Origin of the sequence: Odoribacter laneus YIT 12061 (assembly GCF_000243215.1) — a bacterium.
GTDB lineage: Bacteria > Bacteroidota > Bacteroidia > Bacteroidales > Marinifilaceae > Culturomica > Culturomica lanea.
Map to the genome: position 1 here is coordinate 215,221 of NZ_JH594598.1, position 21,631 is coordinate 236,851.

Consider the following 21,631-nt stretch of genomic DNA (forward strand, 5'->3'; position numbering starts at 1 on the left):
CAGATTACATGCAAAATTTATATCAGTTAGATAAACATTTTGTAAAAGAGAATTCGATTCAATATATTTTGTCCATCCGTTTTGCAACGGATGGACTTTCATTTTGCGTACACGATTCTTCCAATCGGTTGTTGCTATTCTCTCACCAGGTTTACCAGCCCGAATCCCGTATGGAAGGGCTTACGAAAATTTATCAAATACTGACGACCGAGGAAATATTGAATCTACCTTATCAAAAAGTATATCTCTTGTTTTGTAAACAAGAGAAAACCCTGATTCCCCTCTCCGCTTTTCACAAAGACCATCTAGCTGAACTGTACCGGGTTTGCTTTCCCCTTGAAAAAAAGGAAGAATTTCTCACCCGCCTCATTCCCCGTTCGGAATGTTATTTTGTAGAATCCCATCCAACACAGCTGTTGGCCTTTTTGAAAACACATTACCCTGCTGCCGTGATGATAAATCACGCCTATCCTTTTATTATACACTCTCTCACAGCAGCGATTTTTCCACAAGAATACCTCTTTATCGACATTCAAAACCGTTATTTCGATTTATTACTTATACACGATAAAAAAATAACTTTATTCAATACTTTTACTTATCGTTCTGTAACTGATATTGTTTTTCATATACTAAACAGTCTGAAACAAACCAACACCAATAAAGAAACGGTACAAACAACAATTTCCGGGGAACTGGTAAATGATCCAAAACTATTTAATACATTAAATACGTATATTCCGAATGTCTCTCTTTTGAAAGACACCCGACTCAATCGGTTATTGAACGACGAGAAATTAAATAGTTCCTGTTTTGTCCACTTTCTAAATATACATACATGCGAATAATCAGCGGTTCACACAGAGGCCGGCAAATCATTCCGGACAAAAATTTTACAGCCCGTCCTACAACGGATTTCGCCAAGGAAAATATTTTCAATGTACTCAGTAATTATATCAATTTTGAAGGGATTTCCGTACTAGATCTTTTTTCCGGTACCGGCAGTATCAGTTATGAATTTGCTTCCCGGGGAGCCAACGAAATTATTGCAGTAGAGTTAAATTACAATCATTTTGCCTTTATCAAACGCATGTCCAAAGAATTGGGATTCCGGAACCTAAAAGTCTATAAAACAGATATGTTTATGGCCTGCCAAAAACTCAAAGGCCGGAAGTTCGACCTTATCTTTGCAGATCCTCCCTATAATCTTCCTTCTATACAACAAGTCCCGCTAAGCATTTTTGAAAACGATTTATTGACAGAAAACGGAATTGCTGTAATAGAACATCCGGCCTCCGTAGACTATTCGGCTCTACCTTACTTTTACGAAAGACGGAAATACGGTAGTGTCAACTTTTCTCTCTTTCGCAAAAAAGCACCCGGCAATAGTTGCGAAGAATAAGGAAAAAGAGATAAGGGTTAGGTTTTCTGACTTTATTCTAAAACCAAATTGAAAGGTATAAAACAACCTTTTTAATGAAAACATCTTCCAATACGAGGAAGGATCTCTTAAAATAAAAAACATTTGTACAACCAGCTTCAAAGGTAAAATACAAACCTTAAAACAAAAAATTACACATTAGGGACGTGCCCTAATGTGTAAAATAATGAGAAAATCAGCTTTCTGAACGATCGTTTGCAATGCAGAGAATGCCTCAAAAGTAAAATTTCAACTTTTTTCGGACATTCTCTTACCCTTCAAACTTATTATAAGTCTGCTTCTTCATAGAGTGCCTGACAGGAACATATCAGGTTGCGGTCGCCATAACCATCGTCTACACGTCCCACCTGCGGCCAGAATTTATTTTCAGCCACCCAGCACAAAGGATAAGCAGCTTTGCTGCGTGGATAGGCATGAGCCCATTCGTCAGCTGTGAGCACCCTATGAGTATGCGGAGCATTTTTCAAAACATTATCAGTCTTATCGGCTTTGCCTTCTCCGATTTCCAAGATTTCGTCCCGAATGGTCTTCAGGGCTTCGATAAAACGGTCTAACTCTTCTTTTGGTTCACTTTCGGTCGGTTCTACCATCAAGGTGCCGTGAACAGGGAAAGACAAAGTAGGAGCATGGAATCCGAAATCCATCAACCGTTTGGCGATATCCAAATCAGAAATACCATATTCCTTGTTAAAAGAAGTACAATCCCATATCATTTCGTGCCCTACCCGGCCTTTACTACCTTTATACAAAATTTTGAATCCCAGTTTTTCAAAAGCAGAAGCCAGATAATTGGCATTCAGGATGGCCATTTGAGTAACCATTTTCAAACCTTCCCCGCCCAACATCAACAAATATCCATAAGTGATAGGCAATAAGCTGACAGAGCCATAAGGAGAAGCCGCCACGGCATGTATACCTTTATCTCCTCCCGTCTTCACCACGGAATGGGTCGGTAAAAAGTCCACCAAATGAGCGGCCGCACAGATCGGACCGACTCCCGGACCGCCACCTCCGTGAGGCATTGCAAATGTCTTATGCAGATTTAAATGACAGATATCAGCACCGATAGTACCGGGACTTGTCAAACCACATTGCCCATTCATATTGGCTCCGTCCATAAACAACAACCCACCATTTTCATGAACAATTTTCGCCAATTCTTTGATAGATTCCTCAAAAATCCCGTGAGTGGAAGGATAGGTAATCATTGCTCCTGCCAGATTATCTCTGTTAGCTACAGCCTTTGCCCTAAAATCTTCTACGTCAATATTTCCTTCGGCCGTACTAGCTACTACCAATAATTTAAAACCAGCCATCGTACAGGAAGCAGGATTTGTTCCATGAGCAGAGGCCGGAATCAACATGACTTCCCGATGTGCTTCCCCTCTGGAAAGATGATATTGCCGGATAACCATCAGAGATGCGTATTCACCGGCAGCTCCCGAGTTGGGCTGTAAGCTACATCCAGCAAAACCCGTTACTTTCGCCAACATGGTTTCGGTTTCCCGGATCATCTGCTGATACCCCTCAGCTTGAGATACCGGTACAAAAGGATGTATGGCTCCAAACTCCGGCCAGGACAAAGGTAACATTTCCACGGCCGCATTCAGCTTCATCGTACAAGAACCCAAAGAAATCATAGAAGTTGCCAAAGAAATATCCCGTCTTTCCAAGTTCTTCATATAACGCATCATAGCCGTCTCCGAATGGTACAATTTAAATACCGGCTCATTCAGAAAATCGTCGTCCCGGATCATCTGCGGATCCAATACAGTGCGCTCATCTAAAAATGCAACCTGCTCCGCTTTTTTGCCGGCAGCTTCTGCAAAAATCTGAAGAATCGTATTGATTTCCGCTTCATTAATTTTCTCATCCGTAGATAAGCCTATAGCTGCACCTCCACAGCAACAATCACTATAATGCAAATTAATCTTTTTCTCCAATGCCCGGTCGCGGATATCCTCAACCTTCACTCCTTGGGGTAAATCGAAACGAAGGGTATCAAAAAACTTCTCATTTTTCAACTTATATCCATATTTCTGAATCTCTTCGGCCAAAATAACCGCTGCAGAATGGATATGTTTGGCTATTCTTTCCAATCCTTCCTTTCCGTGATAAACAGCATAAAAACCAGCCATTGTAGCATCCAATGCCTTTGCGGTACAGATGTTAGAAGAAGCTTTTTCCCGTTTGATATGCTGCTCCCGGGTTTGCAAAGCCAGACGTAAAGCCTTATTTCCCTGGGCATCAATTGTCACACCGATAATACGTCCCGGGATGTTCCGTTTGTACTCTTCCCGTGTAGCCATATAAGCAGCACTGGGACCACCGTAACCCATCGGGATTCCGAAACGCTGCGTAGAGCCGACCACAATATCAGCTCCCCAATCTCCCGGAGGTGTCAGCAATACCAAGCTCATAATATCCGCATCAGCCGTAACCAATACTCCGTTTTCATGTGCTTTGTCCACAAAAGCTTTATAATCCCGGATCTGTCCATCCGCAGCCGGATACTGTATAATAGCCCCGAATATCTCAGGCGTAAATTCAAAAGAATCGTAATCCCCATAAACCAACTCGATCCCGAAAGGAGCCGAACGGGTGATCAAAACATCTTTCACCTGAGGAAATACCTGATTATCTACAAATAACTTATTAGCGCCGCTTTTTTTCTTATCTCTATTCCGCAAAGCAAACATCATTTGCATAGCTTCAGCTGCCGCTGTTGCCTCATCCAACAAAGAACAATTGGTAATTTCCATGCCGGTTAGTTCCAATATCACCGTCTGAAAATTCAGTAAAGCTTCCAAACGGCCCTGCGACACCTCTGCCTGGTAAGGAGTATAAGAAGTGTACCAAGCCGGATTTTCCAAAATATTCCGAACAATGACGGCCGGAGATATAGTATCATAATAGCCCTGCCCGATAAAAGAACGATATATCTTATTTTTAGCAGCCACTTCCCGGATACGGTTGAAGAATTCAGCTTCAGTAAGCGGTGCCGGTAAATCCAATATTTCCTTTAAACGAATCGACTCCGGAACGGTTTGCTCGATCAATTCATCCAAAGAATGCACCCCGACAACCTTTAACATTTCGTCAATGTCTTCAGGACGAGGCCCGATATGCCTCCATAAAAATTTTTCTGTTGCCATGCTTTATGATTTATTATTCTATTATGTAAACGTTTTAAAATTTCACGACTGTAAAATTAACGATAATTATCATAGAGACAAAAAAGAAAAGCCAAAAAGGGAACAGAAAAGACGATTTAGAATTTTTCTACTCATCCTTCCTCTCCTTTTCACCCTTCTCCTCTATAAAAAAAACCTATCCTGCCTTACCATACAAATCCCAATAAATATCCTCAACCCAAGCGCCATTATCAAAAGGACATCCCTTATCCTCATGAATAGGGCATTGAAACCGCTATAATATTTCCCATCCCCTGAAAAATTCACCATTCTTTCATAAGTGCGGTACAACTGATATAAAAAATTCTTTTCTCCGTCCCCTTCCGTTTTCCCCTTTGATTTTCGATAATGCTTCAAATTTACCGAAAAAGTTTTCCACCTCTTAAAAGGTCTTTCTTTCTATTTCCCCAAAAGACTAGTCTGTTTCTGCATAAAAATACTGACAGGCATACTCCTAAATTTTTTTCAAAAAACTCTGTCAAATTTCAAACTGCAGATCGCTTACTCCGGCTAATACTACCAACACTAGGTAAAGAACTCCCCCCGATACAAATATAAGGACCAATCAGATATATAAATCCCAACTGTGTCTTCCCCCGACCAATATCCACTACGCGACTTTCCTCACTCTATAATTCGACATTAAAAAACCGCACAAATCTCTGTTTTCAACTCATTCTTACCATTATTACGGGCTTATCTTCCTGTATATTCCCTATATCTGGGAAACAGTAAAACCATTTAAACGAGGAAAAAAGTCTTGAAGAAGATTTCAGTGGCCTCCTGCAAAATAAACCTGGGGGGACTTTACTGACATTGAGAATATCGGCTCTGATCTTCCACTCTAAATGAAGAGAAAATAGAACAAATGCTTCACTGAGGAGTAAACTTTCAGTTCTGATTCCTAGATAAATCAAAAACCTTAGCTTCATTCACCAGTGAAACATTCCTCCGTTATCTGATTTTTTAACTTTACAGTTCTTCTATATCCAATAACATCCATTTATCGTATAGAACACCTTCCATTACATTTTGGAAACAAAGATTCCAACTGATAAATCCTACGAATTTTCCATCTTTATCCACATGGTTTTGATCCGGAGCCAAAGGAGCACCGGTATCTGCATGGTAATTCTCATGCATCGTCCCATATTTCCGGATATCTTCCGTCAACAATTTACCCATAGTCCCAGCCAGCCAGGTAAGCTCTTTTTCAAATCCATAGTATTTCAAGCCAATAGAATAAATATAATTGGCAATCGGCCAAACCGGTCCTTGCCAGTTCGAAAAAGGAACAATGATATTTTTATTATTATAATCACAATCCTGTTTCGACAAAGTCCTGAAACCATAAGAAGATTTCATAACTTCCGGATTCAATAAATGCTTTTCAATCATGGCTTTTCCCTTGACTTCCGGAGCCATCTTATACATTAACGGAACAAAAGAAGAATAGCTGATTCTTTTATACTGATCTCCAGTAACACGATCTACATTATAATACACCTGATCCTCTTCGTTCCAAAGCCATTTATTTACATTTGCCTTCAACTCCTCTGCTTCTTTTTTATAGAAAGCAGCATCTTCTGTCTTCCCTAAGTGGGCAGCCACAACCGCCATAGCCTTTAATTCCCCATATTGAAAAGCACAGGCATCCGCACAATCATAAGAACGGGTATCCTCTTTAAAATAATTCATGGCCGGATTATTATCCGCCCCACTCTGCATGGCAATCTCCCAGTAATACAATCCCCGTAAAGAATCCAATTGGGTTTCTTTCCGATATTTAAAAATCCGTCCCAAACGCTCGTAATATGGTTCGATCCAAGTGAAATCGTTAGCGTAACGGGAATATTGATAAACTCCCTGAGCTAAAAAAGGCTTCATCGCAAATTTTCCGAAAAGTTTACGCTGCCCGTTTATCGTCATCCCACCGGAAACATATCCCTCTTCGTCTATTCCGTCCAAATAAGTCATTGCCCAATATTTCATATATTCCGGTTGGTTTCGGCTGATAAAATGATTTGCCATAAAAAAAGCATCCCAATCCCACAACTGAGAATAAAATCCGGCAGGAATCAAATAGGGATATTTTAAATAACCTGCAGGTTCCCGTACGACCTGAAGACGCAAAGTATCATACTGAGCCGATAATTCTTGATAAATAAGCTCCAATTGTTTTCGTTCTTCCGAACTACCCTCTTTGGCTTCTTTTGTTTCTTTACACCCGAAACTTCCTATTACCAACAAAATAATTCCTGCAAATTTTAATTCACATTTCATAAGTTTAACTATTCATTTAAAGGTTTGTGTCCTGTCTTCCTTTTGAGGTTTGACAGAAGTTTTTATTTACCACATTAATTTAAGAAAATATTAACGGTTAAAAATATCAATAATTCCTCATTTCTGAAAATTATTCTAAATTTAAATGAATATTTATTCAAAATTTCTGCTTCCCCGCTTTTCCTCTTCCTCCACAACACCCCTTTTATCATCCGTTATACATTTAAACGTATAAAGCCTGAGTATGAAAAGAAAAGAAATAGAAACAGTAAAAGAAAAAAGTCTTTTTTCAGAAACGCTTTCTCAAAAATGAATTTTATTTTTTCTCAAACAGGAAAACAAAATAGTTGAATTTTATCGTATATAAATCCAGATCCATGGGATAGAAAACCCGACTATTGCCTATTCTTACCCCCTTTTCTTAAAGAAATTTTTATATATAATAAACACTCCTTTTAAGAATACATCAAAGAGAATTTTATTAGGTTTGTGTCCTGAAAATAGCAATATCCGATATACCTAAAACAATAATGTCAATTTCTTTTAAATCAAAAAATAAACACATTACAAAAATTTAGTATCATGAGAACAAAAATTTTATTGGGATTACTCCTTTTGTCTTTTACTTTTTGCTTTGTATCCTGTGATGAGGACACGAAGGAAGAAGAAACAAAAATTCCGGAAAATATCGATCGGTCTTTTTCTAATAAGTTTTCTCCTTTACAGCCCAGACAATGGAGTATAGTCGATAATTACTATATCGCAACCTTTACAGATACATACAATCTCAATGAAACAGCCTGGTTCACTACCGAAGGTATATGGCAAATGACCAAAACAGATGTGCCCGAAACGCAAATGTTACCTTATGCTGTTGAATATACGTTTGCTCATTCAGAATATGCAGGGAACAAAATCACTGCAATATGCAAGATTGAACGCCTAAATATGAAAGGAGCACTCTATCGGATCAGTATCCTCAAAGGAGAAATCAGACAAAATGTATATATACAGACCGATGGCATACTGATTCGGACTTTATATGGAAATAACGACCAATTTCGGTTGGTAAAAGTACCAGCAGAGGTGAACGCTTATATGGCAGAATATTATTCTCAGGCACCCGTCCTTGGCATATTGTTTAACGATGAGGGGCATATCGAAATATATATTTCTCATGAAAACAATCTGAAAAGGGTCGAACTCTCCTGGGATGGTTATTGGTTCTCTACATCCTGGCAGATGAAAGATACAGAACAATTACCAGAATATGTAACGGATTTTATCGCGCAGCACTATGCCGGTTATTCCATTAGGGAACGAAGATACGAAATATCAAACCATGGAAATTATTATTGTGTAAGATTGATAACAAATGACGACGATATAATTGTATCTATTAGGGACGATTCGCAGGAATAATAGAGATTTTAATAAACAAACTCCTAAAAATCAATTGGAATTTCTTTTTACACATTAGGGACGTGCCCTAATGTGTAATTTTTTATATTTATAATTCCTCTTCCCGTTCTTCACCGGCCTTTCGAAATATTTTCATTTCCTAAATTGTTTCCTACCTTGCTGTCTTTTCAACCCTCTCTTTACTGCTCATAAAAATTTTAATCTTGAAATTGTATTTATTTCCCTTCCAATTTTATCAACAAAAGGGATCAAGCAAAATTTTTGCTGGTGAAAGGGTAGAGAAAAGAAGATCCGGTTATAAATTTAACTTATTTCGTATAACAACCGCCAAAGGCTTGTAAGGACAGCCCAAACAGAGTAAAACGAACTCTTGAAATAAAAATCTTCTGTAGGCCGGAAAGATATCATCTTAAAAAATAAAAAATTACACCTATCTCAAAGAATGTTTTCTGAAAATACAGCTATAGCCAGATATAGCTCTGCTGTACCCATATTCCAAATCTTTAGTGGCTCTTTTATCCTCCTGATTCCTTTTAAATTTCCCCCAGAGGGACGGACCTTTTTTGCGAAAACAAAGATCCCTTACGGTACGATCCTTATCCAAATTTAAAAGTAAAAGGATGTAAAATTACACATTAGGGCACGTCCCTACTGTGTAAAGTAACGGGAAATTTTATTTGATCGGACAAAAATTTGAATGAATTCGATAGAAAGAGAGCTGTTAGATAATTTTCCGGTATTATAAAAAACCGCCTGAATAATTTCAAGCGGTTTATCAAGGGTAGAAGATCGGGCTCGAACCGACGACCTTCGGAACCACAATCCGACGCTCTAACCGACTGAGCTACATCTACCGTTTTGCTTTCGCGCTGCAAATATAGGGAGTATTTCTCTTTTTACAAACTTTTTTCAAAAAAATCGAGTCAGAATTCTTCTACTCACACATTTTTGACGCAGCGACCTAAAAACAATCCTCAAAATAGAATAAACTAAAAATTCTTTCGCTTCCTCTCTCTGATTTCTTTTTAATTCCTAAATTTAAAAACAAAATGAAGCAATGATGAAAGGTTACTTATCCGAAAAAGAGAGAATTCAAGGCAGGAAATACAGCTATGAAGAACAAATTTTGCACCAATGGAATAAAAAGAGTCCCCGTATTTTTTAAGCATTACTCTTATCTGGGAATTTGCTTTATTATTTGTGGCTTTTCAGAAGCGTTTAAGATTCAAAGTTTATTATTTTATCCTATTTTTATCTCTTATATAAGACGAAGAAGCAAGCGCCGAATTCTCCAGAAAAAGGAGAGAAATAAAAACTTAAAATAGGAAATACCCCTAAAGCCAGTTAGAAAGATAAAGACGAACTTTTAAAATATACTTCTCCCAAAATTCGCTTCTCTTAAAGACTCGAGGAGATTCAGAAAATTCAGGAATTCATCTGTATAAAGGTTCAAATGCGAATATAATTTAAAACTTATTTATTCGAGGACCATTAACCGATCTTTTTGAAACAGGTTGAAAGTCTCGTCAATTTGCTAGATTAAAAATTTTAATCCTGATCTTTTCGTCAGAACTAAAAATATATTCCGCTATAAACTGTTAACCCAGTAGCCGCCAAGCACCAACTATTATTTATTGCCTGACATTTGAACGTTTGGCTACCTAAACTTTCCGAAGTATAAGGAAAGGAGAGAGGGATTAAAAAAATAAAGGCAAAATTACACATTAGGGCACGTCCCTAATGTGTAATGAGGCGACCGGCTTCGTATTCCTGTGCGGCATACTCCAGGTCTTTGTACCATTCTTCTCCGTATTGCGAAATCAAGGCTTCTTTGAGAAAACGATAGACTGGAATGCCTTCTTTTTCTCCTTTGATACGGGCTTCCCGGCAAACACTCCATTTGTGGTAATTTAAAGCTTCAAACCCCACATATCTGGCAATTCGTATAGGATACAAATGACAGGAAACAGGTTTGCGAAAAGTACTTTTCCCCTCTGTCCAAGCTTTCTCCATAGCGCACCAACAGCAGCCATCTGCTTCGATCGCAAAAGCACATTCCCGCCCATTTATCAAGGGGGTGGTCCATTCACCATCACAATCTTTCACTGCAAACCCTTGTTGCTCAATAGCAGCTATCCCCTCCGGCTTCATATAAGTTTTTATCTTTTCGTAATTTTCTTTTATATTCCGGATCTCTTTTTTATGCAAAGGAGCTCCGTAATCTCCCTCAATGCAACATATACCTTTACATTGACTCAGATCACAACAAAATTTTTTTTCGAAAATATCAAAACTAACTAAAATGTCTCCAATCTGTACCATCCTTTCTTACTCCATTATAAACGGGAACAAATATAGATAAATTAGCAAAAACAAACAGCGGCTGTACATAACGCCGCTGTTTTATCTTTTTCGGATTTTTCTCCGGAAAATCTACTGGATCAAGGTCTTCCCCGTCATCTCTGCCGGTTGAGGAATTCCCATTATCTGCAAAATCGTCGGTGCAACGTCGGCTAAAACACCATCTCTCAATTCTTTTCCTTTTTCAGTCGTCACCCAAATACAAGGTACCGGATTCAGTGAATGAGCCGTATTAGGCGTTCCATCTTCATTCACGGCATGATCGGCATTACCATGGTCTGCAATAATCAAGACCTCGTATCCATTGGCCTGAGCAGCTGTTACCACCTTATCCACACAAGCATCTACCGTCTCTACAGCCTTTTGAATAGCTTTATAAACTCCCGTATGCCCCACCATATCGCCATTGGCAAAATTCAGACAGACAAAATCCGCCGATTTCAAATTCAGCTGCTCTACCAATTTTTCGGCCACTTCCGGGGCTGACATTTCCGGTTGCAGATCATAAGTTGCTACTTTAGGAGAGGGAACCAATATCCGGCTCTCTCCTTCAAACTGAGCTTCCCGTCCTCCGTTGAAAAAGAAAGTAACATGAGCATATTTTTCCGTCTCGGCAATACGCAATTGTTTCATTCCTGCCTTACTTACCACTTCTCCCAACGTATTTTCCACATTTTCTTTGTTAAATAAAATATGCAATCCTTCAAACTTAGCATCGTAAGGAGTCATACAACAATAATACAAAGGCATGGTTTTCATGCCGTATTCCGGCATATCTTTCTGTGTCAAAGCGATTGTCAGCTCTTTAGCCCGGTCGTTACGATAATTGAAAAAGATAATCATATCTCCCGGCTGTATTAAGCCGACCGGTCTCCCGTCGCTGGTCACATGCACAATCGGTTTGATAAACTCATCCGTAATGCCTTCCTGATAGGACTTTCTGATCGCAGTTTCCACATGCTGGGTTTCAAAACCGGTTCCATACACCAGCATATCGTATGCTTCCCGTATCCGCTCCCAACGGTTATCCCGATCCATAGCGTAATAGCGACCCACTACAGATGCAATACGACCAGCCGAATGGGACATATGTTCTTTCAATTCCTGAATAAATCCCAATCCGCTGTGCGGATCAGTATCCCGGCCATCCATAAAACAATGGACGAAAGTTTTTGTTATGCCATATTCCTTGGAAATATCACATAATTTCTTCAAATGATCCAGAGAACTGTGAACTCCTCCATCAGATACCAATCCCATAAAATGCACTTGTTTGTGATGATCCCGGGCATAAGTGAAAGCTTTTACAATTTCAGGATTCTGCAGAATAGAATTATCCCGACAAGCCTTATTAATCCGTACTAAATCCTGGAGCACGACCCGTCCGGCACCGATATTCAAATGTCCAACCTCTGAATTACCCATTTGTCCATCCGGTAGACCTACGTTTTCTCCACTAGTGTATAACTTGGCATGGGGATACTTCTCCAACAAACTCGTTATAAACGGGGTAGGCGTATTATAGATCGCATTGGAAGCATCCGGTTTACCAATGCCCCAACCGTCTAATATCATCAATAATGCTTTTTTCATGTCTTATTTTTTAATTTATTTATTCTTTATTTTTCTTCCACATCTCCCTTTCGTTTGCCTTCTCTTCCTTGTCTTTAAGAGTTCAAAGATTGTCCATTCAACTTCCGGACAAATACTTTTCTGCCGATCGGGACTAAACTTCCAGTACTGTTTATCAAAAACGATATCGCACGAAACAACGGATTCTCAAACGGTTTAAACCAGACATAAAATCTCAGCCTAATTAAACATTTACGTTCTTGAACCTCTAAACTTTTCAAACATTTTATCTTTATAAACACATAAAGATTTACAAAGTTAATGGAATATCCTGATTTCCCTGCTGACGGACGAGCAGAATCTTAACTTTTTTACGAAAACGTTTGCCCTAATCCTTTATTTTATTTTAATATTCTAAATTAATAATAAAAATTTATCGAAAATCGATAAATAAATATTGTTTTATTTTAAATTCATTCTATATTTGCACAACGAATTATAACAAAATTCTAATTTATGACACCTAAACGAAAAATTATATTACGTTTAAACATCTTATATGCTATATTTTTGGGATTGATTCTTACTTTTCTCATCGTTAACTTTACCAGTAATGATTTAAGAGGAAACTCCGAAGATAAAAATTCTTTATTAAACACTTACTATAGCATTCCCATCGTCCCTCTCAGCTCAGCATACGATATTCCCATTCAATACAACTCAGACAGTACTTTAAAGATAACGGCCCAAATGAAGGCGGCTCATATAAAAATCCTACATCCCGAGGTCTCTTCTCAGAAAGTACAAGTCTGGTCATTTATTTTACAACTTTTCAGTGGCACTTGTTATATTGCCATTTGTACCATTCTGTTTGTTGTACTTTTTTCTTTACGTAATAGTATCCGGCATGACAATCTTTTTAACCGGGATAACATCAAATTGATTCGTGCCATTGGTATCTTACTTATTGCTTCCTCTTTGCTGGCCAATCTAGCCTACTATCTGGAAGCGCAATCACTCACCCAATTATTGAAAGATACTTCTCTCCTAATTTCAATCGATATCTATGAATTCGGAGATCTCTTTGCAGGAGTTCTGATACTTGTAATCGCGGAAATATTCGCCATCGGATATGATCTGTCAGAAGAACAAAAATTAACAATATAAATTATGGCTATTGTAGTAAATATAGATGTGATGATGGCACGCCGTAAGATGTCTTTGAACGAGCTTTCTGAAAAAGTAGATATTACACCGGCGAATCTCTCTATTCTAAAAAACGGGAAAGCAAAGGCAATTCGTTTTTCTACCTTGGAAGCGATATGTCGCGTATTAAACTGTCAGCCGGGAGATATTTTAGAATATATACCAGAAACAAAAGAGGAAACAGACCATTTATAATTTTATAAACTTTAATAAAGAGAATATGAAAAAAATTTTAATTATCATCGCGTTATGCTTGCCTTTTCTCGTACAAGCACAATCCGGGAAAATCGACTTTGTCGAATACAAACTGGACAACGGATTGCACGTTATTTTGCAAGAAGACCACACTACTCCCAACATTGTAATTTCCTTGATGTACCATGTTGGTTCTAAAAACGAAGATCCGAATCTAACCGGATTTGCCCATTTTTTTGAACACCTGATGTTTGAGGGCACCCAAAATATCAAAAGACACGAGTACGACAAATATGTAATGAATGCCGGAGGGAATTTAAATGCGAATACGTTTTTCGACAGAACTTATTATTATGAATTGCTCCCGTCTAATGAACTGGCCTTAGGATTATGGCTGGAATCGGAAAGATTATTACACCCGAATATAGAAGCAATTGGGATTAAAACTCAAAAAGATGTCGTTTGTCAGGAAATGGGACAAAGCCGGGACAATCAGCCTTACGGTCGTTTACTGACGGAAACCCTTAAAAGAGCTTATACGGTACACCCTTACCAACACGATGTGCTCGGCTCGGAAGAACACATCCGGAATGCTTCCGATCAGGATTTTATTGATTTCCACAAAAAGTTTTATGTACCCAACAATGCAGTCCTGACGATAGCCGGGGATTTTAACATAGCAGAAGCCAAAAAACTCGTACACGATTACTTCAACGATATTCCGGCAGGCGCTCCCGTGATACAGCCTCCTATGAATGAACCGGTCAAAACCGCAGAAGTAAGAGACACAGCTTACGATAACATTCAGATTCCGGCGATTATTATGGCTTACCATATTCCGGGAATGAAATCCGATGATTTCTATGCTGTCTCCATGCTGAATACGCTGTTATCTGCAGGAGAAAGTTCCCGCCTTTACTCTACGATCGTAAACGACGAACAACTGGCAATGGAATTGGCCTCTACTCCTCTTCCGCTGGAACATCCGGGCCTTTCCGTCATATTAGCATTACCGAATATGGGAGTAGATTTACAAAAACTGGAAAATGCCATCGATCAAGAAGTAGAAAAAGTGAAAAAAGAACCGATTTCCGATAAAGAGTTACAAAAATTGAAGAACCAGATCGAAAATGAATTGGTCAGCAGTAATTCCACTATAGCCAGTCGGGCTGAAAATCTCGCTACTAGTTATACTTATTACAACAATACCAATCAGATCAATGAGGAACTAGGGAAATATATGGCTGTAACGAAAGAAGATCTTCAAAAAGCAGCTCAAAAATATTTTACCAAAGAAAACCGGGTAGTATTATATTATTTACCGAATAAAAAATAAACTTTCTGATCACAACAGAAAGAAAGTAAAAATAGTTGGAATCAAAATATTGAAAATTATAACATAATGAAAAAATTTACTTTTTTACTGATTGCCATTTGTTTTTCATTGTCAATCACTGCACAGGTTGACCGGAGTAAGGCTCCGGAATCGGGTCCTGCTCCCCGTGTCCATATAGGCGAATATAAAAGCTTTACCTTAGACAATGGATTAAAAGTACTCGTTGTAGAAAACAATAAAATTCCGAAGATTAATTTTAGTCTGGACATTGTTCGGGATAAAATTCTCGAAAAAGACAAAGCCGGTTACCTGAATATCGCCGGAGAGTTATGGGGAAAAGGAACAGAAAACAGAGCCCCTAAACAGTTGAACGAAGAGATTGACTTTATAGGAGCCAATTTATATACTTCTTCCGAGTCGGTAACGATCAGCGGTTTATCTAAATACAAAGATCAGATGATGGAAATTCTTTCTGATATCGTACTACATCCGACTTTTCCTCAAGAAGAATTCGATAAATTGATCCGGCGCACACAGACAGCACTTAAAACCAGTGAAGTCAGTCCTCAAGCCATTATGGAGAATATCTACAAAAAAACCTTATTCGGAGACGCTCATCCTTACGGAGACATTGTCACTCCGACAACGATCAATAATATAACGGTTGAAGATTGCAAAAATTACTATCAAACTTATATTCATCCCAATCAGGCTATTTTGATCATTGTAGGAGATATTACTCTTCATGAAGCTCAAAAACTGGCAGAAAAATATTTAGGCAATTGGAAAGCAGGACAATCTCCAACTTTCACCTACGATGTTCCCAAACAACCCCAGGGACGCCAGGTGGTATTTTCCAATAAAGATGCCGCTACACAAGCCAGCATAAACGTGGCTTATCCGATTAATTTCAAAGTAAATAGCCCGGATGCACTGGCAGCAACAGTTATGAATCAGATTCTGGGCGGCGGAGGTTTTCAGGCCAAATTATTCAAGAATCTGAGAGAGACAAAAGGTTATACTTACGGAGCGTATTCTTCTTTAAGCAAAAGTGAACTTGACGGTTCCGGAGCTTTTTCGGCTTCAGCAGAAGTGAAATCCAATATTGCCGACAGTGCTCTCATCGAAATATTCAATGAAATGCAGAATATGGTGATAGGCAACTACTCTCAGGAAGACCTTGACCGGGTAAAGAAAACCATGGCTGGTTCATTCTCCAGAAGCCTGGAATCACCTTCTACTATCGCTAGCTTTGCTTATAACATTGAAAGATTTGGATTACCTAAAGACTATTATACCACCTATCTGGAAAGACTGGATAAAATTACAAAAGAAGATGTCAATGCAGCCATCAAAAAGTATATTCATCCGGACAATAGTTATATTCTGGTAGTCAATGACCGGGGAGAAAAGAAAAAACTGGAAAAATTAGCCACAGACGGGACAATCACGGAATTGGACAATTACGGAGAGCCGTTAACTGTAAGCAACAATGTAGCTCCGAATGTAACCCCTGAAAAGGTTATAGACGCTTACTTGAAAGCCATCGGAGGGATAGAAAAAATCAAGGGGATCAAAGATATGAGCCTGACATCTGAAATGAACATACAAGGTATGAAGCTGGTAACCGATCAAAAATATCTTTTGGACGGTGCGAAACCATTGTATATGATGGAAATGTCCATGAACGGAGCTCCCATGCAAAAAATAGTATTTGACGGAACAAAAGCGTTTCTCAGCGGTGCTGGCGGAAATCAAACCTTAGAAGGCGAAAAAGTGGCAGAATTAAAAGATCAGGCTTATCCCGTATTGGAAGCAGAATACACTCAATTAGGCTATCAGCCGACTTTGGAAGGAGTAGAAAAAGTGAACGGAAAAGAGGCATACAAATTGAAGACGACTTTGGGAAAAGCCGTTACCTACTCTTTCTATGATGTAGAAAACGGTTTGAAAGTAAAAGCAGTAGGAAGCCAGGACGGTATGACACAAGAAGTTCTTTTTGAAGATTACCAGCCCACAGAATACGGAATTTTAATGCCTCTCCTCTCTAAAACCAGTATGCAAGGCATGCCCATAGAGATAAAGACGACCGATATTAAAATTAATACCGGATTAAAAGCTGAAGATTTTAAATAGGCAAACGGTCAAATCAACGATTTCAGGCAGGTTATTACATACCTGATAAAATTATCTATTGTTTCGCTGATTAACGAACCTACGGTTCTGATGAAAAAATAACAGTCAGGCCTTTCCGTTAATCAGCGAAATTTTATTTCCTTCCGAAGAAAGCATCTGTCAATCCTCAAAAACCCAGTTTATCTTAACAAAGAAATCCGCATTCCCTGCCGGCAAGTCAGCGTTTTCAAATCCGCACCTTCAATAAGGGCAACTCCTTTTGCTTCCCGGTATTCTTGGAGGTATACGCTTTCAATAGCAGGTAATAACGGTTCTCCCGCCTTACAGTTGAGGTCCTTCCCCCCTACACATCCGGCAACCAATATTCCCGCATAAAACTCCAGCCCCTGTATTTCCCGAATAAGCCCCCCCGTATCTACCACTTCCTTTACCTGATCCTGTTCTAAAACGACATAACCATTTTTTATAAGAGGATAACCGGGGAAAAAAAGATAATTGGCGGCTACTTTTCTCATTTCTTTTTAGGAGTCTGTTTTGTTTCTGTATTTTTCTGGATGGGAACGGCTTCCTGCTCCGCTTCTGTAACAGCGGTCTGTTCTGTTGTCAGCTCTATGTTTCGCCGGAATTCCGAGGCTCGTTCTTCTATAATTGCCCGTTCCGGCCGCACAGCAGATTTATTCAAACGCTGTTCGGTTTTAGAAGAAATATAAGGGCGATACAAAGTGGTTCCCCAAATTCTTCCTTTACGAAAATGCTGCTTTTTCGACTTATCGGTATCTACCATCTTTACGACTAAACGATTATAAGACGAATCTATATATTGCGACCAATTATAGAGATGCTGTAAGGTATCGGACAAAACCTTTATCTCCCGAACATGCAAGGTATCCTTATCATCCGGAGTAAGGAAAAAAGCGGTAATACGATTATTTTTACCTTTATCTAAGGTATCGAACTTTATAGTCGTGGCAAAACGATACAAACCTGCCTGGAGACTGTCTACCACTATGGTAAAGACAGGATGGGCCGTATCCAAAACAATCGTATCCAAGCGGGGAAAATAATTGACAGAATCCCTGGACCTCAATTCATTTAAAACCCGGTTTTTATCCGTGAGCCGTTTATTTAAGCTATCGATGACCACGTCATACAATTTCGAAAAAAGGGCTGTCTGGGCAGAATAATAACGCATACAGGAATCAAACTCTGCCCGATCGATCCCGTATTTCCGGAAAACAGAATTATAATAGGCATAATTTTTCTTTTCATTCTCTGCAGAATACCCTTTGGTTTGGGCAAGTGTTCCATCGGCGACATGCATATCAATCAGCAAAGCAATAAATTGCTGTTGGTCCAGAGGAACTTTTTTCTGCGAACAGGCTATAAAAATCAGCAATACACTTCCTAATATCCACATTCCCTTTATATCGAATAACTTTTTCATTTCAAAACATGCTTTAGCTTTTTATATAACTTGGAAGAAAAAATAAAATCATTCAGATTTTTATTGTCAGAATCAGCAATTTCCTCTTTAGTACCCTCCCATTCTTTCCGGCCTTCGTGTATAAATACGATTTTTTCTCCGATTTCAAACACGGAATTCATATCATGTGTGTTGACGATTGTCGTCATATCGTATTCATGTGTAATTTCCTGAATGAGATTATCGATAACAATAGCTGTCAGGGGATCTAATCCGGAATTCGGTTCATCACAAAACAAATATTTCGGTTTCAAAACAATCGCCCGCGCAATCGCCACCCTCTTTTTCATTCCTCCACTAATTTCTGCCGGATACAGGTGATCGGCATCTGTAAGATTTACTCGGCGTAAACAGAAAAGAGCCCTTTCATTTTTTTCTTTTTCCGAAAAATTAGTAAAAAGATTGAGGGGGAATTTAACATTCTCCAATACGGTTAAAGAATCGAACAAGGCACCTCCCTGAAACACGACCCCGATTTCTTCCCTTAACAACTTAATTTGCCGGGAGGTCATCGCCGTAATATCCCGATCTCCATAAAGCACCTTCCCTTTATTAATCGTATGTAAGCCAATCAGAGATTTTAACAAGACGGTTTTACCGGATCCGCTTTTGCCGATAATCAAATTCACTTTCTTGGATTCAAATACGACATTTATATCCGACAATACAGTTTTGTTATCAAAAGATTTATATAAGCCTTCTACCCGGATCATTACAATAAAATTTGGGTTAATATCAAATTGACCGTCAATATAGTAATACTACTATCTACTACGGCTTTCGTACCCGCCTTCCCCACTTCCAAAGCACCTCCCTGTACATTATATCCGTAAAAAGCCGGTATCGAAGTATAAATAAAAGCAAAGAAAAGCGTCTTTATAATGGAATAAGTGACGTAATACGGATTAAAAGAAAAATGCAAACCGTATATAAAATCTTCAAAATTGACAACCCCGCTCAACAGGCCCGATAAAAGTCCTCCGATGATTCCGATAAATACACTGAATATATAGAGGATGGGATTGATAATAAAGGAAGCTATAATCTTAGGTCCGACCAAATAAGATACCGAATTCACCCCCATTGTTTCCAAAGCTTCTATCTGTTCTGTAATCTTCATGCTCCCGATTTCAGAAGCGATATTACTTCCAATTTTTCCAGCCAATATCAAACTGACAATGGTAGAGGAAAATTCCAACAAAAGCGTCTCCCGGGTCAAATACCCGATCAAATAACGGGGAAGCAAAGGATTAGCCATATTATAGGCCGTTTGCAACGTTAAAACCGCTCCGATAAAAAAAGAAATAATGACCACCAATACAATAGAATTTAACCCCAGCTTTTCAAATTCATTCACCAGTTCTTTCATATACACACTCCTCTTTTCGGGCTTAGAGAAAGCTTTGCGTACGAACAAAATATAGGAACCAAGCCTGTATAAAAATTTCATGTTGTATTGTATTACTATTTTTACAACAGGTGCAGCTAAAAAGCGGCAAATATTGTAACAACGGTTATTTCCGTTCAAAGTTATACGAAATAATCTTTCCTTACGGAAATTTAATACAAAAAAAATAATAATTAGGAGATTTATTATTATATTCGACGACAAGAAGGAAAGAAAATAGTAAATATTTCCTTTTTATTTTTTGCTGATAGTGAAAACTTTATTGCTTTAATAAGGGAATGGCAGGCGTAGAAAAATTCTTAAATAGAAAATTCCCCTCAGAAAAAAAGAAAGGATAACCACCATTCAGAATCTTTTTTTGACTGTTTTTATAAACTTTATATATTTCATAACGTAATGAAACAAAAAGGGATTATCTCCGAAAAGCCTTTGGGATAGTTCCCGAATGGCTAAACAAAACCAACAAATTAATCCAAATCTGTTACTAGAATGATTTCAAATTCATATTGTATTATTATGGCTGGCGGTATTGGCAATCGCTTTTGGCCTGTCAGTAATCCTTCCTGTCCAAAGCAATTTTCAGATATATTACACCTCGGAAAAAGTTTTATCCGGCAAACTTATGAACGCATTCACCGGATTTTCGACAACGATCATATTTTTATTGTAACCGGAGCTGAATATGAAAACATTACTCACGAACAAATTCCGGAATTACCTTTAAAAAACATTTTAAAAGAACCTTTGAGGCGGAATACAGCTACCTGTATAACCTATGCCGCCGTTAAAATTCGGAACATAGATCCGGGAGCGACGATGGTGGTTATTCCTTCGGATCATTTCATTACAAACGATGAAGCTTATCTAAACGATCTCCAAAGCGGCATCGATTTCGTAGGGCAATCCGGAGGGTTGCTTACCATAGGAATAGAACCTTCACGAGCCGAAACCCAATACGGCTATATACAGATTAAAAACCAGGATAAAAACGAAAGGATTTCGGCTGTCAAAACGTTTACGGAAAAACCGGATATGGACTTAGCCATCAAATTTTATGAATCGGGTGAATTTTTATGGAATGCCGGCATTTTTATCTGGAAAGTTGCCGATATCCTGGAGGAAATCAAAAAACACATCTACGATTTATATGCACTTTTTGAAAAAATACCGGCTTTTAATACACCACAAGAACAAGAATATATCAATAATATTTACGGAGAATGTCCCAATCTTTCTATTGATGTCGGCATCATGGAAAAATCGAATCATGTATATGTACTAAAAGGGCAATTCGGCTGGTCGGATGTCGGTACCTGGCACGCTTTTCATGCCCTTTGCCCGAAGGATGAGAACAATAATTCTACAAATTCCCAAAAAGTATTGTTCCGCAATTCCCGTAATTGTATCGTCAACGTACCCTACCGGAAAAAAGTAATCGTTCACGGAGCGGAAGACTTGATTATTGCAGAAAATAAGAATTACTTAATGATCTGCCACATCAAAGACGAAGACCATATCAAACACTTTGAAAAACAATTGAAATACAAGAAATAAATGTTTACTGTACTAAGGATAGTTCGGGACTGATTAATGC

General features: G+C 38.5%; 16 protein-coding genes and 1 tRNA gene. 8 read left to right on the forward strand and 9 right to left on the reverse strand.

Going from position 1 to position 21,631, the window contains the following annotated elements; all coding sequences use genetic code 11:
• Positions 1 to 8: 8 nt before the first annotated feature.
• Together HMPREF9449_RS15075 and HMPREF9449_RS15080 are read left to right on the forward strand one after the other, a co-directional pair.
• On the forward strand, positions 9 to 848 hold the full coding sequence (locus HMPREF9449_RS15075; protein ID WP_009138133.1) for a DUF3822 family protein: 840 nt from the start codon (positions 9 to 11) through the stop codon (positions 846 to 848).
• On the forward strand, positions 839 to 1,402 hold the full coding sequence (locus tag HMPREF9449_RS15080; protein ID WP_009138134.1) for an RsmD family RNA methyltransferase: 564 nt from the start codon (positions 839 to 841) through the stop codon (positions 1,400 to 1,402). Before HMPREF9449_RS15075 ends, HMPREF9449_RS15080 begins: the two co-directional genes overlap by 10 nt.
• Positions 1,403 to 1,707: 305 nt before the next feature.
• On the opposite strand, the gene gcvP is transcribed toward HMPREF9449_RS15080, so the two are convergent.
• Complete coding sequence (gene gcvP / locus HMPREF9449_RS15085) at positions 1,708 to 4,596, reverse strand: aminomethyl-transferring glycine dehydrogenase (protein ID WP_009138135.1); 2,889 nt, start codon at positions 4,594 to 4,596, stop codon at positions 1,708 to 1,710.
• A gap of 1,011 nt (positions 4,597 to 5,607) precedes the next feature.
• Positions 5,608 to 6,918 (reverse strand): MGH1-like glycoside hydrolase domain-containing protein, encoded by a 1,311-nt coding sequence (locus tag HMPREF9449_RS15100; RefSeq protein ID WP_009138136.1) that lies wholly within the window; start codon positions 6,916 to 6,918, stop codon positions 5,608 to 5,610.
• Positions 6,919 to 7,500: 582 nt separating this feature from the next.
• Between HMPREF9449_RS15100 and HMPREF9449_RS15105 the strand changes: the two genes are divergently transcribed.
• Positions 7,501 to 8,340, forward strand: a complete 840-nt coding sequence (locus HMPREF9449_RS15105) for a PepSY-like domain-containing protein (RefSeq protein ID WP_009138137.1) — start codon at positions 7,501 to 7,503, stop codon at positions 8,338 to 8,340.
• Positions 8,341 to 9,120: 780 nt separating this feature from the next.
• Here the strand turns inward: HMPREF9449_RS15105 and HMPREF9449_RS15110 are convergent.
• The 3 genes from HMPREF9449_RS15110 to gpmI all read right to left on the reverse strand — a co-directional run bounded on the left by HMPREF9449_RS15110 (position 9,121) and on the right by gpmI (position 12,294).
• A tRNA-His gene (locus HMPREF9449_RS15110) sits at positions 9,121 to 9,194 on the reverse strand.
• 883 nt (positions 9,195 to 10,077) lie between these two features.
• Positions 10,078 to 10,662, reverse strand: coding sequence for a DUF3109 family protein (locus tag HMPREF9449_RS15115; RefSeq protein WP_009138139.1), 585 nt, complete (start codon positions 10,660 to 10,662; stop codon positions 10,078 to 10,080).
• Between the two features lie 111 nt (positions 10,663 to 10,773).
• Complete coding sequence (gpmI, locus tag HMPREF9449_RS15120; RefSeq protein WP_009138140.1) at positions 10,774 to 12,294, reverse strand: 2,3-bisphosphoglycerate-independent phosphoglycerate mutase; 1,521 nt, start codon at positions 12,292 to 12,294, stop codon at positions 10,774 to 10,776.
• 495 nt (positions 12,295 to 12,789) lie between these two features.
• On the opposite strand from gpmI, the gene HMPREF9449_RS15125 reads away from it, so the two are divergent.
• The 4 genes from HMPREF9449_RS15125 to HMPREF9449_RS15140 all read left to right on the forward strand — a co-directional run bounded on the left by HMPREF9449_RS15125 (position 12,790) and on the right by HMPREF9449_RS15140 (position 17,146).
• Positions 12,790 to 13,440: a DUF2975 domain-containing protein gene (locus tag HMPREF9449_RS15125; RefSeq protein WP_009138141.1), complete on the forward strand. Its 651-nt coding sequence runs from the start codon at positions 12,790 to 12,792 to the stop codon at positions 13,438 to 13,440.
• A 3-nt stretch (positions 13,441 to 13,443) separates the two neighbouring features.
• On the forward strand, positions 13,444 to 13,674 hold the full coding sequence (locus tag HMPREF9449_RS15130; RefSeq protein ID WP_009138142.1) for a helix-turn-helix domain-containing protein: 231 nt from the start codon (positions 13,444 to 13,446) through the stop codon (positions 13,672 to 13,674).
• Positions 13,675 to 13,699: 25 nt separating this feature from the next.
• Positions 13,700 to 15,010 carry a M16 family metallopeptidase gene (locus HMPREF9449_RS15135; protein ID WP_009138143.1) on the forward strand — a complete coding sequence of 437 codons (1,311 nt, stop codon included), beginning with the start codon at positions 13,700 to 13,702 and terminating at the stop codon, positions 15,008 to 15,010.
• A gap of 66 nt (positions 15,011 to 15,076) precedes the next feature.
• Positions 15,077 to 17,146 (forward strand): M16 family metallopeptidase, encoded by a 2,070-nt coding sequence (locus HMPREF9449_RS15140; protein ID WP_009138144.1) that lies wholly within the window; start codon positions 15,077 to 15,079, stop codon positions 17,144 to 17,146.
• Positions 17,147 to 17,325: 179 nt separating this feature from the next.
• Here HMPREF9449_RS15140 and HMPREF9449_RS15145 read toward each other — a convergent pair whose 3' ends face one another.
• From HMPREF9449_RS15145 to HMPREF9449_RS15160, 4 genes are read right to left on the reverse strand one after another with little or no spacing between them, the layout of a single operon-like run.
• Positions 17,326 to 17,661, reverse strand: coding sequence for a hypothetical protein (locus HMPREF9449_RS15145; RefSeq protein WP_009138145.1), 336 nt, complete (start codon positions 17,659 to 17,661; stop codon positions 17,326 to 17,328).
• Positions 17,658 to 18,590: a DUF4296 domain-containing protein gene (locus HMPREF9449_RS15150; RefSeq protein ID WP_009138146.1), complete on the reverse strand. Its 933-nt coding sequence runs from the start codon at positions 18,588 to 18,590 to the stop codon at positions 17,658 to 17,660. Before HMPREF9449_RS15150 ends, HMPREF9449_RS15145 begins: the two co-directional genes overlap by 4 nt.
• A complete protein-coding gene (locus HMPREF9449_RS15155) occupies positions 18,587 to 19,342 on the reverse strand; it encodes an ABC transporter ATP-binding protein (protein WP_009138147.1) in 756 nt (251 codons plus the stop codon). Before HMPREF9449_RS15155 ends, HMPREF9449_RS15150 begins: the two co-directional genes overlap by 4 nt.
• Positions 19,342 to 20,079, reverse strand: a complete 738-nt coding sequence (locus HMPREF9449_RS15160) for an MlaE family ABC transporter permease (RefSeq protein WP_009138148.1) — start codon at positions 20,077 to 20,079, stop codon at positions 19,342 to 19,344. The genes HMPREF9449_RS15155 and HMPREF9449_RS15160 overlap by 1 nt, the downstream gene beginning before the upstream one ends.
• 447 nt (positions 20,080 to 20,526) lie before the next feature.
• On the opposite strand from HMPREF9449_RS15160, the gene HMPREF9449_RS15165 reads away from it, so the two are divergent.
• Positions 20,527 to 21,591 carry a mannose-1-phosphate guanylyltransferase gene (locus HMPREF9449_RS15165; protein ID WP_009138149.1) on the forward strand — a complete coding sequence of 355 codons (1,065 nt, stop codon included), beginning with the start codon at positions 20,527 to 20,529 and terminating at the stop codon, positions 21,589 to 21,591.
• Positions 21,592 to 21,631 lie beyond the last annotated feature (40 nt).